We start from the raw sequence: 15575 nt of genomic DNA on the forward strand, positions 1-15575 counted from the left end.
TATGACTGATCCGTCGCAGTCCGCCGGCCCGTCGGACGGGCCGCAGGCCAGCTTTCCGCCGCCGTCGTCGGGCTATCCGCCGCCTGCCGGTTACCCGCAGTATTCGTCGGCGTATGTGGACCCCGGCGCGCCGTATGGCCGCCACCCGCTCACCGGCGAGCCCTTCTCCGACAAGTCCAAGGTCGTTGCCGCGCTGCTGCAGTTGGTGGGGTTGTTCGGCTTCGTCGGGATCGGGCGCATCTACCTCGGCCAGACCGGGTTCGGCGTGGCCCAGCTGATCGTGGGCCTGGTCACCTGCGGACTGGGCGCGGTGATCTGGGGCATCATCGATGCCATCCTGATTCTCACCGACAAGGTGCGCGATCCGTACGGACGTCCGCTTCGAGATGGAACCTAGCGGTCCTTCGAGCACCACGACGGGCCGGATTCCGCTTCTCGTCGGGGGCGTGCTCGGGGTCGGCGCGCTGACCTATGTCGGCGTGGCCGACCCGCACCGCCCGGGCTTCCTGTTTCCCGGGTGCCCGTTCAAAGCACTCACGGGGTGGGACTGTCCGGCCTGCGGCGGCCTGCGGATGACCCACGATCTGCTGCACGGTGACCTCGGGGCAGCGGTGGTCGACAACGTGTTCGCACTGGTCGGCCTGCCGATGCTGGCCCTGTGGCTGCTGGTGCGGTGGCGACGGGGCAAGTCGCTGTTCCCGTTGCCGGCGGTGGTGACCATCGTGGTGACGTTGGTGGTCTGGACCGTGGTGCGTAACCTACCGGGCTTTCCCCTGGTACCGACCTTGACCGGCCAGTAGTAGCCCACCAGCGCTGATACACTGAAAATTCGGGCCGGTGCAGTCCCGGGACCAGGATGTTCCGGACTTGCGGAGGTGCGATCAAGTGCTGTTCTCGGCATTGCCAGAGGCGCAGGGGCTCTATGACCCTGCCAATGAGGCCGATTCCTGCGGCGTCGCCATGATCACCGATATCCAGGGCCGTCGCTCCCACGGCATCGTCTCTGACGGTCTGACCGCATTGGAGCACCTCGAACACCGCGGCGCGGCCGGGGCCGAACCCAACAGCGGCGACGGTGCCGGCATCCTGTTGCAGCTGCCGGTCGAACTGCTGCGTGACGTGGTCGACTTCACGCTGCCCGGCCCTGCGGCCGACGGCAGCAACACCTTCGCCACCGGCATCTGCTTCCTGGCGCAGGATGAGGACGCGCGCAGCGCCGCCCGCGCCCGCATCGAAGCGTTGGCCGCCGAAGAAGGCCTCGAGGTGTTGGGTTGGCGGGAGGTGCCCGTCGATCCGGACGGTGCCGGAATCGGACTGACCGCGTTGGGCTGTATGCCCCACATGGCGCAGTTGTTCGTCGCCGCACCAGAGGTCAACGGTGCGCGTCCGGGCGGCATCGCGCTCGACCGCCTGGTCTACCCGCTGCGCAAGCGAGCCGAACAGGCTGCCGGCGTCGACGCCGTGTATTTCCCGTCGTTGTCGAGCCGCACCATGGTCTACAAGGGCATGCTGACGACAATGCAGCTGCCGCAATACTTTCCGGATCTGCGCGACGAACGCTGCATGAGTGCGATCGCCATCGTGCACAGTCGCTTCTCCACCAACACATTCCCGTCGTGGCCATTGGCGCATCCGTTCCGGTTCGTCGCCCACAACGGCGAGATCAACACCGTGCGCGGCAATCGCAACCGCATGCACGCCCGGGAGGCCCTCCTGGCGAGCGCGAAGATTCCCGGTGACCTGAGCCGGTTGTCGCCGATCTGTACCCCGGATGCCTCCGATTCGGCATCCTTCGACGAGGTGCTCGAGCTGCTGCATCTGGGCGGCCGCAACCTGCCCCATGCCGTGCTCATGATGATCCCCGAGGCGTGGGAGAACGCCACCACGATGGATGCTGCCGAGCGGGCGTTCTGGAAGTTTCACGCCTCCCTGATGGAGCCCTGGGACGGTCCGGCCTGCGTCACCTTCACCGACGGCACGGTGGTCGGTGCGGTGTTGGACCGCAACGGTTTACGGCCCGGGCGCTGGTGGCGCACGGTCAACGACCGGGTCATCCTGGCCAGCGAGAGCGGGGTGCTCGACATACCGTCGGGAGAGATCGTCGCCAAGGGCCGGCTGCAGCCCGGCAAGATGTTCCTGGTCGATACTGCCGCCGGACGCATCATCGGCGACGACGAGATCAAGGAGCAGTTGGCCGCGGCCGCACCGTACGCGGAGTGGCTGCACGCCGGTCTGCTCGATCTGGGCACGTTGCCCGAGCGGTCCCGCAGCTGTCCCAACCACGATTCGGTGGTGCGCCGGCAGATCGCCTTCGGCTATACCGAAGAGGAGCTGCGGATCCTGCTGACGCCGATGGCGGCCTCGGGTGGTGAGCCGCTGGGTTCGATGGGCACCGATACTCCGGTCGCGGTGCTCTCGAAGCGCTCGCGGTTGCTGTACGACTACTTCGTCGAATTATTCGCTCAGGTGACCAACCCTCCGCTGGATGCCATCCGTGAGGAGGTGGTGACCTCGATGGCCCGGGTGATGGGGCCCGAGGAGAACCTGCTGGAATCCACGGCCGCCTCCTGCCGCCAGATCGTGCTGCGCTGGCCGGTTCTCGACAACGACGAGCTTGGCAAGATCATCCACATCAACGACGACGGTGAGCATCCCGGGCTGCGGACCACGGTGCTGCGCGCTCTCTACGACGTCGAGCGGGGCGGGGAGGGGCTGGCCGAAGCGCTCGACGACCTACGGATGCGGGCCACCGAGGCGATCGACAAAGGCGCTCGTACCCTGGTGATCTCCGACCGCGACTCCGATCACACCCGGGCCCCGATCCCGTCGCTGCTGGCGGTGTCGGCGGTCCACCACCACTTGGTGCGCACCAAAGAACGCACAAAGGTGGCGCTGGTGGTGGAATCCGGCGACGCCCGTGAAGTCCACCACATCGCGATGCTGATCGGCTTCGGTGCCGCCGCGGTCAACCCGTACCTGGCGTTCGAGTCGATCGAGGACCTGATTCGCGAAGGTGAGCTCACCGGCGTCGAAACTGCCACCGCGGTACGCAATTACGTCAAGGCCCTGGGGAAGGGCGTGGTCAAGGTGATGAGCAAGATGGGCATCTCCACGGTCGCGTCCTACACCGCCGCGCAGGTGTTCGAGGCGATCGGGCTCAGCCGCGAGGTGGTCGACGAGTACTTCACCGGGACCACCAGTCAACTCGGTGGCGTCGGCCTGGACGTGCTGGCCGAGGAAGTCCGGTTCCGGCATCGGCGCGCCTACCCGGAGAATCCGACCGAGCGGGCGCACCGACGGCTGTCGGTCGGCGGCGAGTACCAGTTCCGCCGCGACGGCGAGCTACACCTGTTCACCCCGGAAGTGGTGTTCCTGCTTCAGCATTCGACGCGGACCGGTCGGCGCGACATCTTCGCCAGGTACTCCGAGGAAGTCGACCGGCTGTCCCGTGAGGGCGGGACGCTGCGCGGATTGTTCGAGCTGAAGAAGGGCGTGCGGCCCCCGGTTCCGCTCGACGAGGTGGAACCGGTCGAGGCCATCGTGGCCCGGTTCAACACCGGCGCGATGAGCTACGGCTCCATCTCGGCCGAAGCGCACGAGACCATGGCGATCGCCATGAACAACCTTGGTGGGCGGTCCAACAGCGGTGAGGGCGGCGAGGATGTCGACCGGCTCTATGACCCGCGCCGGCGCAGCGCCGTCAAGCAGGTGGCATCCGGGCGTTTCGGGGTCACCAGCGACTACCTGGTGAACGCCACCGACATTCAGATCAAGATGGCCCAGGGCGCCAAACCCGGCGAGGGTGGCCAGCTTCCGGGCTACAAGGTGTATCCCAACATCGCCAAGACCCGGCACTCGACTCCCGGTGTGGGGCTGATCTCACCGCCCCCGCACCACGACATCTATTCGATCGAGGATCTCGCACAACTGATCCACGATCTGAAGAACGCCAACGCCGATGCCCGGATTCACGTGAAGCTGGTCAGCAGTGTCGGGGTGGGGACGGTCGCGGCCGGGGTGTCCAAGGCGCACGCCGACGTGGTGTTGATCTCCGGGCACGACGGCGGTACCGGTGCTGCGCCGTTGACCTCGCTCAAGCACGCCGGCGCGCCGTGGGAGATCGGCTTGGCCGACACCCAGCAGACGTTGGTACTCAACGGTTTGCGAGACCGCATCACGGTGCAGTGCGACGGCGGTATGCGCAGTGCCCGCGACGTGATCGTGGCGACGCTGCTGGGCGCCGAGGAGTTCGGTTTCGCCACCGCACCGCTGGTGGTGGCGGGCTGCATCATGATGCGGGTCTGTCATCTCGACACCTGCCCGGTCGGCGTGGCCACGCAGAATCCCGAACTGCGGGCACGCTTCAACGGCAAGCCCGAGTTCGTGGAGAATTTCTTCACGTTCATCGCCGAGGACATTCGTCGCTATCTCGCCGAGCTGGGTTTCCGCAGCCTCGATGAGGCCGTCGGTCATGCTGAGCTGCTCGACACCGATCCCGGTGTGGCGCATTGGAAGAGCCATGGGCTCGACCTCAGCCCGGTCTTCGCCGTCCCCACCGATGCCCATGGGAACATCACCCAGCGCCGGCGCGTGCGCGACCAGGACCATGGTCTGGAGCAGGCGCTGGACCGAACCCTCATCCAGCTTGCCGAGGGTGCGCTCGAGGACGCGCTTCCGGTTCGGCTGGAGTTGCCGGTCCGCAACGTCAACCGCACGGTGGGCACTCTGCTGGGTTCGGAGGTCACCCGCCGTTACGGCGCTGCCGGGTTGCCCGACAACACGATTCACGTCACCCTCACCGGTTCGGCCGGACAGTCGATCGGTGCCTTCCTGCCGCCCGGGGTGACCCTGGAACTGGTCGGTGACGCCAACGATTATGTGGGCAAGGGTCTTTCCGGTGGGCGGGTGATCGTGCGTCCACCCGACGATGTGTTGTTCCTGCCCGAGGACAATGTGATCGCCGGCAACACCCTGCTCTATGGCGCCACCTCGGGAGAGGTGTTCCTGCGCGGCCGGGTCGGCGAGCGCTTCTGTGCCCGCAATTCTGGGGCTCTGGCGGTCGTCGAGGGCGTCGGCGACCACGCGTGTGAGTACATGACCGGTGGGCGGGTGGTCATCCTGGGTAAGACCGGACGCAATCTGGCAGCCGGCATGTCCGGTGGCATCGCCTATGTACTCGGCCTGGACCCGGCCCGGGTCAACACGGACATGGTGCAGTTGCAGCGTCTGGAGGCCGAGGACCTGGTCTGGCTGCACGACGTAGTGGCCCGGCACGCCCGGCATACCGGCAGCACCCTGGCCGGCTCGATCTTGGCTGACTGGCCAAGGCGCAGCGCACAATTCACCAAAGTAATGCCCACCGACTACCAGCGCGTCCTGCAGGCGACCCGGATGGCCAAGGCCGAGGGACGTGATGTGGACAGCGCGATCATGGAGGCCAGCCGTGGCTGATCCGACCGGATTTCTTCGTGTCCCCAAGATCGAGGCGGCCAAGCGGCCGGTCGAGGAACGGGTGGGGGACTGGCGCGAGGTGTACGAGCGTGAGGACCCGAATGAGCGCGCCGGCGAGGTGTCGCAGCAGGCGCGCCGGTGCATGGACTGCGGAATCCCGTTCTGTCACTCCGGCAAAGCCGGATGCCCGCTGGGCAACCTGATCCCGGAGTGGAACGACCTGGTGCGCCGCGGTCGGTGGGATGCGGCCAGCGATCGGCTGCATGCCACCAACAACTTTCCGGAGTTCACCGGGCGGTTGTGCCCGGCGCCGTGTGAAGCCGCGTGCGTGCTGTCGATCGCCGAGGAGCAGACCGGCGGCAGCGTGACGATCAAGCGGATCGAGCAGACCATCGCCGACCACGCCTGGATGAACGGCACCGTGGAACCGCAGCCCGCCGCGATCGCCACCGGCAAGAGCGTCGCGGTGGTCGGTTCCGGGCCGGCCGGATTGGCTGCGGCGCAACAACTCACCCGCGCCGGCCACGAGGTGACCGTGTACGAGCGTGACGATCGAGTGGGCGGGCTGCTGCGGTACGGCATTCCCGAGTACAAGCTGGAGAAGTCGGTGCTCAATCAGCGGCTGGCCCAGATGCGCGCCGAGGGAACCCGATTCGTCACCGAATGTGAAGTCGGTGTCGATATGACCGTCGAGCAACTGCGTCAGCGCCATCAGGCGGTGGTGCTGGCGGTCGGTGCGCTGCGTGGTCGCGACAACGATGTGCCCGGGCGTCAACTGGACGGGGTGCACCTGGCGATGGAGCATCTGGTGCCGGCCAACCGGGAGTGTGAGGGCGACAGGGAGTCGTCGCTGTCGGCGGCCGGGAAGCACGTGGTGATCATCGGTGGCGGTGACACCGGTGCCGACTGCCTGGGCACCGCGCACCGGCAGGGTGCCGCCTCGGTGACCCAGCTCGACTACAACACCGAGCCGCCCGAGACGCGCGACGACGCGCTGTCGCCGTGGCCGACGTGGCCCCTGGTGCTGCGGACGTCGCCGGCGCACGCCGAAGGCGGCGCCCGTCACTTCGAGGTGGCGGTGCAGCGCTTCATCGGCGACGACAACGGACATGTGCGGGCCATCGAGATCGCCGAGGTGCGGGTGACCCGCGACGCCGAGGGGCGCCGGGAGATCACGCCGGTGGGCGAGTCGTTGGAGATTCCCTGCGACCTGGCGCTGTTGGCCATCGGGTTCGAGGGGGTCGAGCAGATGGCCCTGCTCGACGACCTGAACCTGGAGCTGACCCGGCGCGGCACGGTGTCGTGCGGGTCGGACTGGCAGACCGACGCGCCCGGGGTGTTCGTCTGCGGGGATGCGCACCGGGGCGCGTCGCTGGTGGTGTGGGCGATCGCCGAGGGGCGCAGCGCGGCGCATGCCGTGGACGCTTACCTGATGGGCGACTCGGACCTGCCGTCACCGGTACGGCCCGGAACGCTGCCGCTGAGCGTCGTCTGAATCGATCAACGACTATGCTGACATGACGTGAGCAGACGCGGAAAGATCGTTTGTACGCTTGGCCCGGCGACCAGCTCGGATGAGACGGTACGTGCCCTGGTCGAGGCGGGTATGGACGTCGCCCGGCTGAACTTCAGCCACGGTGACTACACCGATCACGAGGCCGCGTACAAGCGGGTACGGGCGGCATCGGATGCCACCGGGCGCGCCGTGGGCGTCCTCGCCGATCTGCAGGGCCCCAAGATCCGGTTGGGCCGTTTCGCCGAGGGGCCGACGTACTGGGCCACCGGCGAATCGGTGCGGATCACCGTCGATGACTGTGAAGGCACCCACGACCGGGTGTCCACCACCTACAAGCGGCTGGCCGAAGACGCCCGGTCCGGGGACCGGGTCCTGGTCGACGACGGCAACGTCGGGCTGGTCGTCGACGAGATCGACGGCAACGACGTGGTCTGCACGGTCACCGAGGGCGGCCCGGTGAGCAACAACAAGGGCATGTCGTTGCCCGGCATGAACGTCACGGCCCCGGCGCTGTCGGAGAAGGACATCGACGACCTGGAGTTCGCGCTGCGCCTCGGCGTGGATCTGGTGGCGCTGTCGTTCGTGCGGTCACCGGCCGACGTCGAGTTGGTGCACGAGGTGATGGACCGGGTCGGTCGGCGGGTTCCGGTCATCGCGAAGCTGGAGAAGCCCGAGGCGGTGGAGAACCTCGAGGCCATCGTGCTGGCGTTCGACGCGATCATGGTGGCGCGCGGTGATCTCGGGGTGGAGCTGCCCCTGGAAGAAGTGCCGCTGGTGCAGAAGCGTGCCATCCAAATGGCAAGGGAGAACGCCAAACCCGTCATCGTCGCCACCCAGATGCTGGAGTCGATGATCGAGAGTTCCCGGCCCACCCGGGCCGAGGCGTCCGATGTGGCCAACGCCGTGCTCGACGGTGCGGACGCGGTGATGCTGTCGGGGGAGACGTCCGTCGGCAAGTACCCGCTGGAAGCGGTCAAGACGATGGCCCGCATCATCAAGGCGGTCGAGGACAACTCGGTGTCGGTGCCGCCGTTGACCCACACTCCCCGCACCAAGCGCGGGGTGATCTCGTATGCGGCCCGCGATATCGGGGAACGTCTCGACGCGAAGGCATTGGTGGCCTTCACCCAGTCCGGGGATACGGTGCGTCGGCTGGCCCGGCTGCACACCCCGCTTCCGGTGCTGGCCTTCACGGCACTGCCCGAGGTGCGCAGTCAGCTGGCGCTGACCTGGGGCACCGAGACGTTCATCGTGCCGCAGATGGCCAGCACCGATGACATGATCCGTCAGGTCGACAAGTCGCTGCTGGACATGGGCCGTTACAAGCGTGGTGAGATGGTGGTCATCGTGGCAGGCGCCCCTCCGGGCACAGTAGGCTCCACGAATCTGATCCACGTGCATCGCATCGGCGAGGACGACGTCTGACCTCGAAAGGCCTTCCGTGACACACCCGGATTTCGAGGAGCTGCTGGCTGTCCTCGATCTGAACCGCGTCGATGACGATCTGTTCATCGGCTCGCATCCGAGCAAGAACCCGGTGCGGACCTTCGGCGGGCAGATGATGGCCCAGGCGTTCGTCGCCGGTGGGCGCAGCTTGGAGCACAAGGTCGCCCCGAGCGCGTTGAATGCCCATTTCATCGCCGGTGGTGATCCGGAGAAGGATCTGGAGTTCCACGTCGTGCGGCTGCGCGACGAGCGGCGGTTCGCCAACCGCCGGGTGGATGTCATGCAGGACGGCAACCTGCTGACCAGCGTGATGATCTCGTATATGAACGCCGGCCGCGGCCTGGAGCACAGTGTGCCCGCCCCGCAGGTGCCGCATCCGGACACGCTGCCCAAGATCGACGAGTTGTTGCGCGGGTACGAGAAGACGGTGCCGCTGTTCGTCGAGGCGTTGCGTCCCATCGAGTGGCGCTACACCAACGATCCGTCCTGGGTGATGCGGCGCAAGGGCGGCAAGCTCGACCACAACCGGGTGTGGCTCAAGACCGAGGGGATGATGCCCAGCGACCCGGTGTTGCACGGTGCGGCACTGGTGTACTCGTCGGACACCACGGTGCTCGACTCGATCATCACCACCCACGGGCTGTCCTGGGGTTTCGACCGGATTTTCGCGGTGACCATGAACCACTCGGTGTGGTTTCACCGGCCGATCAAGTTCGATGAGTGGGTGCTGTATTCCACCACGTCACCGGTGGCGGCGGAATCGCGCGGGCTCGGCACCGGACATTTCTTCGACGCCTCGGGCCACTTGCTGGCGACCGTGGTGCAGGAGGGAATCGTCAAGTACTTCCCGGCGTGATCCCGCTCAGGGGGTAGGGGTCGGCGTCACGCCGAAGGAATCCTCGACCCGCCGCTGGAAGTCCTCTTCACAACGCTGCTGCGCGATGTGGTCGTCACCGGCCCGCTGCATGCAGCGCACGTAGTCGCTGCCACCGACATCGTCGAACCAGCGCACGCCGGCGGTCACCATGATGACGGTGAACACCACAGAGAGCGCCATCGCGATGAACCCGAGCACGATTCCGGTGGTGGCGACGCCGATGTTGTCGGCTTCGCCTCGTTTGCACCGGCCACGTGCGACGAATCCGAGGACGACCGCGACGATTCCGAGCACCAGGCCACCCAGCACCGTCCAGAACGACAGCAGCCCGATGATCGCGGTGACCAGTGCGGCGATGCCGAGTCCGTTGGCGGGGCCGCGCGCGGTCGGCGGCATCGGATAGCCGTAGCCGCCGTAGGGCGGCGGGACCGGAGGATAGGCACCGGGGTATGGGCCGGGAGGCGGCCCGTAGGGGTAACCGGGCGGGGGTGGGGTGGCGCCGCCCGGCGCCGGTTCGTCAGACCCCGGCGGGTTGGCTCGCTCGTCGGTCATGTCTGTGAGGCTACCCGCCGACGAGGCTGCCGGGTTGTAGGCAGCGGATGACGGGACAGGCGACGGTGTCGGGCAGATGGTGGGTGGCGACCACCACGGTCTGCTCAGGCGTGAACCACTCACCGGGGGTCAGGATCTCGGTCAGGATGCGGTCGCTGTCGGCGGCGTCGAGGTTCTCGGTGGGCTCGTCGAGCAGAACGACGGCGAATTTCGACAGCAGCACCCTGGCCAGCAGCAGGCGGCGGCGTTGTCCGGCCGACAGCGCGGTGTGGCCGCCTTCGAGGATGGTCGCCAGCCCGTCGGGCAGGCCGGTCAGCCAGTCGGTGAGGCCCACTCGTCGGAGTGCGGCGAGCAGTTCGGCGTCGGTGGCATCGCCGCGAACGACGAGCAGATTGTCTTTCACCGTGGTCTCGAAGATGTGCGCGTCCTCGGCGAAAAATGCTGCGCGCCCGGTTGTTCCACCGAGCTTGTCGGCCAGTGACATCAGCAGCGTGGTCTTGCCTGCGCCGCTCGGTCCGACGACCGCCAGTCGGCCGCCGGGTGGCAGGTCCACGTCGGGAGCCGCCGGACGCTGACGTGCCTGTGGATCGCTCTCGGTCAGCTCGAGCAGGCGCCGGGCGGCGATGCGGGCTCGGGTGAGTCCGACGGCGGCATCGGGGAGGGCGGTGGTGGCCTCGAATGCCGACAGCGGCAACAGCATCAGGATGGCCAGGGTGGTGGGCGCGGTGGTGGGGGCCAGCGCGATGCCGGCGACGACGGCCCCCACCACGCTGGCGCCGATGGCGATGCTGGGCATCGCGGCGGCCAGCGCTGCCGGGGCGGCGGCCCGGTCGGTGGCCCGGCCCCAATCGTGGTGGTGCCGTTCGACGTCGGCGATCACCTCGTCGAGGCGTCCACTGACCCGCAGCTCCGGCGCGTGTTCCAGGGCCAGCATGGTCGCGGCGTCGCGGTCGCTGCGGTGTTGGACCGCAATGGTTTCCGCGGCTGTCGCGGCGCGTGCGGTGAGGGCCGGGGCCAGCACCCCGGCGATCAGCAGGGACAGCGCCAGGACAGCGGCGGCGCCCGGTGAAATGACTGCGACCACTGCGACGGCCGCGCAGCTGAGCACGGCGGCCACCACGATCGGCAGCACCGAGCGGACCACCACGTCGGCCAGTTCGTCGACCGAGCTGCCCACCCGGGCCACCAGTTCGCCGCTGGGCAGCCGCATCGCCTCGTCCTCGGGTGCCGCGGCGAGCCGGCGGTAGAGCCCGGTCCGGGCATTGGCGGCGGCGCGCAGTGCGGTGTCGTGGGTGGCCAACCGCTGGCAGTAGCCGAGTACCCCGCGGGAGATGGCCAGCGCGCGCACGGCCACCACCGCCACCGACAGGTCCAGGATCGGCGGCATCTCCCAGGCCCGGGTGATCAGCCAGGCCGACACACCGGCGAGGGCCAGCGCAGCGCTCAGCGACAGCACCCCGAGGACACATGCGAGCAGCAACCGTCCCCACCGTGGCCGTAGCAGGTCCAGTGTCAGCCGCAGCAGCGGGTCACGACGCAACATGCGCGGCTCCCATCGTGATCACCTCATCGCCGATGGCCAGCACGGGATCTCGGTGCCCGACGACCAGCACGGTGGCACCGGAGCGGGCCCGGTCGGCGATGACACACAGCACCCGGCGCTCCAGCGCGGCATCCAGGTGGGCGGTGGGTTCGTCGAGGAGCAGCACCTGCGCGGCCGAGCCGAGGACGCGGGTCAGCCCCAACCGTTGGCGCTGTCCCAGCGACAACCCCACCCCGGCGCGGCCGATCCTGGTGTCCAGTCCATCGGGCAGCTCATCGAGCACTTCGTCGAATCCGGAGTCGCGGCAGGCCCGGTCCATATCGGTCAGCGGTCCGAGCAGTTCGAGGTTGTCGCGGACGGTTCCGGGGATCAGCACTGGACGGTGGGGGAGCCAGGCGATGTGCTGCCACCAGGCGGCCGGATCCAGCTCGCCGACGTCGACCCCGTCGACGCGTACCGCACCGCCGGGCAGTGGGGCCAGACCGAGAATGGCTTGCAGCACAGTCGATTTTCCCGCCCCGTTGGGTCCGGTCAGCACGGTCGCCCGGCCGGGCTCGATGTCCGGGCCGATCCCGTCGAGGTGGATCGTCGGAGCGGAGTCCGGTGCTGGGCGGATGCCGGTGACGAAGGATCGTGCCGGGCACAGCCGAAAAGCTTGTTCTGCTGCGGTTTTCCCGTCCTGAGCGGCGTGGAATGCCGCGCCGACCCGGCGCAGCGGCCAGAACACCTCGGGAGCCAACAGCAGCGCGGTCAGGCCCGCGGCGAGGGTGACCTCGCCGTACACCAGCCGCACCCCCACGCTGACGGCTACCAGTGCCACGCCGAGGGCAGCCAGCAGCTCCAGCACCAGCGAGGACAGGAAGGCGATGCGCAGGGTGGCCATCGCCGAACGACGGTGTGCCGCAGCCAACTCGGTGATGCGTTGGACCGAACCGCCGGCCCGACCGACGGCGCGCAGGGTCGGGATGCCGGCTACCAGATCGAGCAGACGGGCCTGCAGCGTGGTCATCGCGGACAACGCGGCCGCCGAGCGCTCGGCGGTGAGCAACCCGATCAGCACCATGAAGATCGGGATCAGCGGCAGCGCGATCACCACGATCATCGCTGCCTGCAGGTCATAGCAGGCCATCACGATCACCGCTGCCGGCGTGAGCACCGCAGCTTGCACCACCGCGGGCAGATAACCGGTGAAGTAGGGTCGCAGCCCGTCCAGACCGCGGGTGATCACCGCAGCCGCCGAATCGCGGTCGGTCGCCAATTGTCTTGGTGGTGAGGTGGTTACCGAGCGCAGCACCTGAGCGGACAACTCACCGATCACCGCCGTGGCGCCGCGCTGCGACAGCCGGCCCTGCAGCCACTGCCCGGCCGCCCGGATGAGCCACAGTGCGCCCAACGCGACGAGGGCGCCGCCGTGCCGGGTCGCCGAGTCGGGGTTGACGATGATCCCGGCCACGAGGTGGGCCAGCACGACCGCGGCGGCAATGGTGGCGGCGCTGATGGTCACGCCGCATGCCACCGCGGCCAGCAGGTATCGGCGCAGCGTGGTCGTGGACTCGGTGGCGCCGCGGATTCCGAGTGCGCGCCAGAGATTCAGGCCGACCGCCGTGACAACCCGACCGGAGCGGGGATCCGATCCGCGGAGATCCGCTTGCGGAACACCCAGTACGTCCAGCCCTGGTACACCAGGACCAGCGGCAGCAATGTCAACGAGGCCCAGCTCATGATCTTGAGGGTGTACGGGGTCGACGAGCCGTTGTAGATACTGACGCCCCACTGGAGATTCAGCGTGGACGGCAGCAGGTTGGGATACATCGAACCGAACAGCAGGATGACGACCGCGGCCACCACCACCACGGTGGCGACAAACGCCCATCCCTCCCGCGCCCCAGACCACATGAGGCCCACCGCGATCAGCAGGGCGACGACCGCCAGCGCCAACGCCGCCCAGGTCCATGGCTTGCCGTGGGCGAGCTGAGTCCACAGCCCGAAGCCACCGGCCAACACGATCACCGGCACGGTCAGGATGCGGGCGAAGCGGAAGGCATCGTCGCGCACCGCGCCGGCGGTTTTCAGCGCGATGAACACCGAACCGTAGAACGCGAACAATGACGCGGTGGCCAGCCCACCGAGCAGGGTATAGGCGCTCAGTACATCGCCGATCGAGGTGTGCACCCGATGGTCGGCGTCAATCGGCAACCCGCGCACCAGGATTGCGAAGGCAACGCCCCAGAGGATGGCGGGCACCCAGGACCCCACGGCGATGCCGATGTCTGCCCATTTGCGCCACTTGGTGTCATCGATCTTTCCGCGCCATTCGATGCCCACGATGCGCAGGATCATCGCGAACAGAATGGCCAGCAGCGGCAGGTATAACGCCGAGAACAGTGTTGCGTACCAGTTCGGGAAGGCCGCGAACATCGCTGCGCCGGCGGTGATCAGCCACACCTCGTTGGCATCCCACACCGGTCCGATGGTGTTGAGGACGGCACGCCTGCGGCTCTCGGGATCGCCTTCGCCGGTGCTGCCCAGCGGCGCCATCAGCATCCCGACGCCGAAGTCAAATCCTTCCAGCACCACGAAGCCGAGGAACAGCACCGCGATGAGCACGAACCACAGTTCTTGGAGTCCCATCTGAGATCAGTCCTCTCAGTACGCGAAAGACAGTGGGCCGGATTCATTTTCGTCCGGAGGCGTGGGTGGCGCCGGCTCGGAATCGTGTTCCAGGGGCCCTTCGGCCACGTAGCGACGCATGAGCCAGAACCAGACGACCGCCAAGACGCCGTAGAGCAAGGTGAAGACCGCAAGTGAGAAGAACACGGTGCCGGCCGAATGGTCCGAGACACCCTGCTGCACGGTGAGCCTGACCAACTGGTCGCCGGTGGGGTTGGGGACCACCACCCAAGGTTGCCGCCCCATCTCGGTGAACACCCAGCCCGCGGAATTGGCCAGGAACGGTGTGGGCAGGGTGAGCAGGGCGAAAGTGCTGTACCACCGCTGGTTGGGGAGCCGTCGGCGGCGGGTGAGCCACAGCGTCACCAGGGCGAAGGCCAAGGGCACCACCATCAGTCCGATCATCGCGCGGAACGACCAGTAGGTGACGAACAGGTTCGGCCGGTAGTCACCTGGCCCGAACTTCTCCTCGAAGGCGGCCTGAAGGTCCGTCACCCCTTCGAGGTGGACGCCGCTGAACTTGCCCTCGGCCAGGAACGGCAGGACGTACGGCACCTCGATGAGGTGGACGACGCTGTCGCAGTTGTTGTGCGTACCCACGGTCAGCACCGAGAAGTTGGGGTCGGTCTCGCTGTTGCACAGTGATTCGGCGGAGGCCATCTTCATCGGCTGTTGGACGAACATCAGCTTGCCCTGGATATCGCCGGTGAAGAACAGCACGGCTACCGCCGCCAGTGCGACCACGCTGCCCAGAATCGTTGCCGGTCGGTACATCCCGGCGGAGTCGCCGCCGTTTTCGGCGGGCGGCGTCTCCAGCTCTTCACCGCGGGCGGCCCGGCGTCGCTCCCGCACCATCAGCCAGGCGCTGACGGCGGCGACGAAGGTGCCTGCGGTGAGCAGTGATCCGGCGACGACGTGCAGGAAGGCCCAGATCGCCGTGTTGTTCGTCAGCAGGGCGCCGAAGTCGATCAGCTCGGCGCGACCGCTCTCCGGGTTGAACTTCGCACCGACCGGATGCTGCATGAACGAGTTCGCCGCGATGATGAAAAAGGCCGACGCGTTGACCGCGAAGGCCACCATCCAGATGCAGAACAGGTGAATCGAGCGGGGCAGCCGGGTCCAGCCGAAAATCCACAACCCGATGAACGTGGACTCGACGAAGAACGCGACCAGGCCCTCGAACGCCAGTGGTGCGCCGAAGATGTCCCCGACGAACCGGGAGTATTCGCTCCAGTTCATGCCGAACTGGAATTCCTGCACGATGCCGGTGGCGACACCGATGGCGAAGTTGATCAGGAACAGTTTCCCGAAGAATCGGGTCAGCCGATACCAGCTGTCATTTCCGGTGACCACCCACGCCGTCTGCATGACGGCGATCAGTGGCGCCAACCCGATGGTCAGCGGAACGAAAATGAAGTGATAGACGGTGGTGATTCCGAACTGCCACCGCGATACGTCCAAAGCGTCCATCTGGCCCTGCTTTCGAGGTCTCAGACCAATCTACGACGGAGTGTAGTAGA

11 protein-coding genes are annotated in these 15575 nt (G+C 67.4%); 6 read left to right on the plus strand and 5 right to left on the minus strand.

The window, feature by feature from the left end:
• Position 1: 1 nt before the first annotated feature.
• The 6 genes from FR943_RS14375 to FR943_RS14400 all read left to right on the plus strand — a co-directional run bounded on the left by FR943_RS14375 (position 2) and on the right by FR943_RS14400 (position 9269).
• The gene (locus FR943_RS14375) at positions 2–397 is read left to right on the plus strand and encodes a TM2 domain-containing protein (RefSeq protein ID WP_217158314.1); all 396 of its coding nucleotides are present in this window, start codon (positions 2–4) and stop codon (positions 395–397) included.
• Positions 387–800 carry a DUF2752 domain-containing protein gene (locus tag FR943_RS14380; RefSeq protein ID WP_217158316.1) on the plus strand — a complete coding sequence of 138 codons (414 nt, stop codon included), beginning with the start codon at positions 387–389 and terminating at the stop codon, positions 798–800. Before FR943_RS14375 ends, FR943_RS14380 begins: the two co-directional genes overlap by 11 nt.
• Before the next feature lie 85 nt (positions 801–885).
• A complete protein-coding gene (gene gltB / locus FR943_RS14385; RefSeq protein ID WP_217158318.1) occupies positions 886–5451 on the plus strand; it encodes a glutamate synthase large subunit in 4566 nt (1521 codons plus the stop codon).
• Complete coding sequence (locus FR943_RS14390; protein WP_217158319.1) at positions 5444–6946, plus strand: glutamate synthase subunit beta; 1503 nt, start codon at positions 5444–5446, stop codon at positions 6944–6946. The genes gltB and FR943_RS14390 overlap by 8 nt, the downstream gene beginning before the upstream one ends.
• Positions 6947–6973: 27 nt before the next feature.
• The gene (gene pyk / locus FR943_RS14395; RefSeq protein ID WP_217158320.1) at positions 6974–8392 is read left to right on the plus strand and encodes a pyruvate kinase; all 1419 of its coding nucleotides are present in this window, start codon (positions 6974–6976) and stop codon (positions 8390–8392) included.
• Between the two features lie 16 nt (positions 8393–8408).
• Entirely contained in the window at positions 8409–9269 is an 861-nt protein-coding gene (locus FR943_RS14400) for an acyl-CoA thioesterase II (protein ID WP_217158321.1), read from the plus strand.
• A 6-nt stretch (positions 9270–9275) separates the two neighbouring features.
• Here FR943_RS14400 and FR943_RS14405 read toward each other — a convergent pair whose 3' ends face one another.
• The 5 genes from FR943_RS14405 to FR943_RS14425 are packed head-to-tail and all read right to left on the minus strand — an operon-like array spanning position 9276 to position 15525.
• Entirely contained in the window at positions 9276–9842 is a 567-nt protein-coding gene (locus FR943_RS14405) for a DUF4190 domain-containing protein (protein ID WP_217158322.1), read from the minus strand.
• A gap of 10 nt (positions 9843–9852) precedes the next feature.
• A complete protein-coding gene (locus FR943_RS14410) occupies positions 9853–11385 on the minus strand; it encodes an ATP-binding cassette domain-containing protein (protein WP_217158323.1) in 1533 nt (510 codons plus the stop codon).
• Entirely contained in the window at positions 11372–12925 is a 1554-nt protein-coding gene (gene cydD / locus FR943_RS14415) for a thiol reductant ABC exporter subunit CydD (RefSeq protein WP_217158472.1), read from the minus strand. The genes FR943_RS14410 and cydD overlap by 14 nt, the downstream gene beginning before the upstream one ends.
• A gap of 50 nt (positions 12926–12975) precedes the next feature.
• Positions 12976–14016 carry a cytochrome d ubiquinol oxidase subunit II gene (gene cydB / locus FR943_RS14420; protein ID WP_217158324.1) on the minus strand — a complete coding sequence of 347 codons (1041 nt, stop codon included), beginning with the start codon at positions 14014–14016 and terminating at the stop codon, positions 12976–12978.
• Positions 14017–14031: 15 nt separating this feature from the next.
• Complete coding sequence (locus FR943_RS14425) at positions 14032–15525, minus strand: cytochrome ubiquinol oxidase subunit I (RefSeq protein WP_217158326.1); 1494 nt, start codon at positions 15523–15525, stop codon at positions 14032–14034.
• Between the last annotated feature and the right edge of the window lie 50 nt (positions 15526–15575).

It is taken from the genome of [Mycobacterium] fortunisiensis (genome assembly GCF_019050325.1).
GTDB classification, from domain to species: Bacteria; Actinomycetota; Actinomycetes; order Mycobacteriales; family Mycobacteriaceae; genus Mycobacterium; species Mycobacterium fortunisiensis.

Coding starts and splice junctions, on each gene's coding strand:
- FR943_RS14375 (WP_217158314.1), top strand. CDS start 2: ATGACTGATCCGTCGCAGTCCGCCGGCCCGTCGGACGGGCCGCAGGCC.
- FR943_RS14380 (WP_217158316.1), top strand. CDS start 387: ATGGAACCTAGCGGTCCTTCGAGCACCACGACGGGCCGGATTCCGCTT.
- FR943_RS14405 (WP_217158322.1), bottom strand. CDS start 9,842: ATGACCGACGAGCGAGCCAACCCGCCGGGGTCTGACGAACCGGCGCCG.
- FR943_RS14410 (WP_217158323.1), bottom strand. CDS start 11,385: ATGTTGCGTCGTGACCCGCTGCTGCGGCTGACACTGGACCTGCTACGG.
- cydB (WP_217158324.1), bottom strand. CDS start 14,016: ATGGGACTCCAAGAACTGTGGTTCGTGCTCATCGCGGTGCTGTTCCTC.
- FR943_RS14425 (WP_217158326.1), bottom strand. CDS start 15,525: ATGGACGCTTTGGACGTATCGCGGTGGCAGTTCGGAATCACCACCGTC.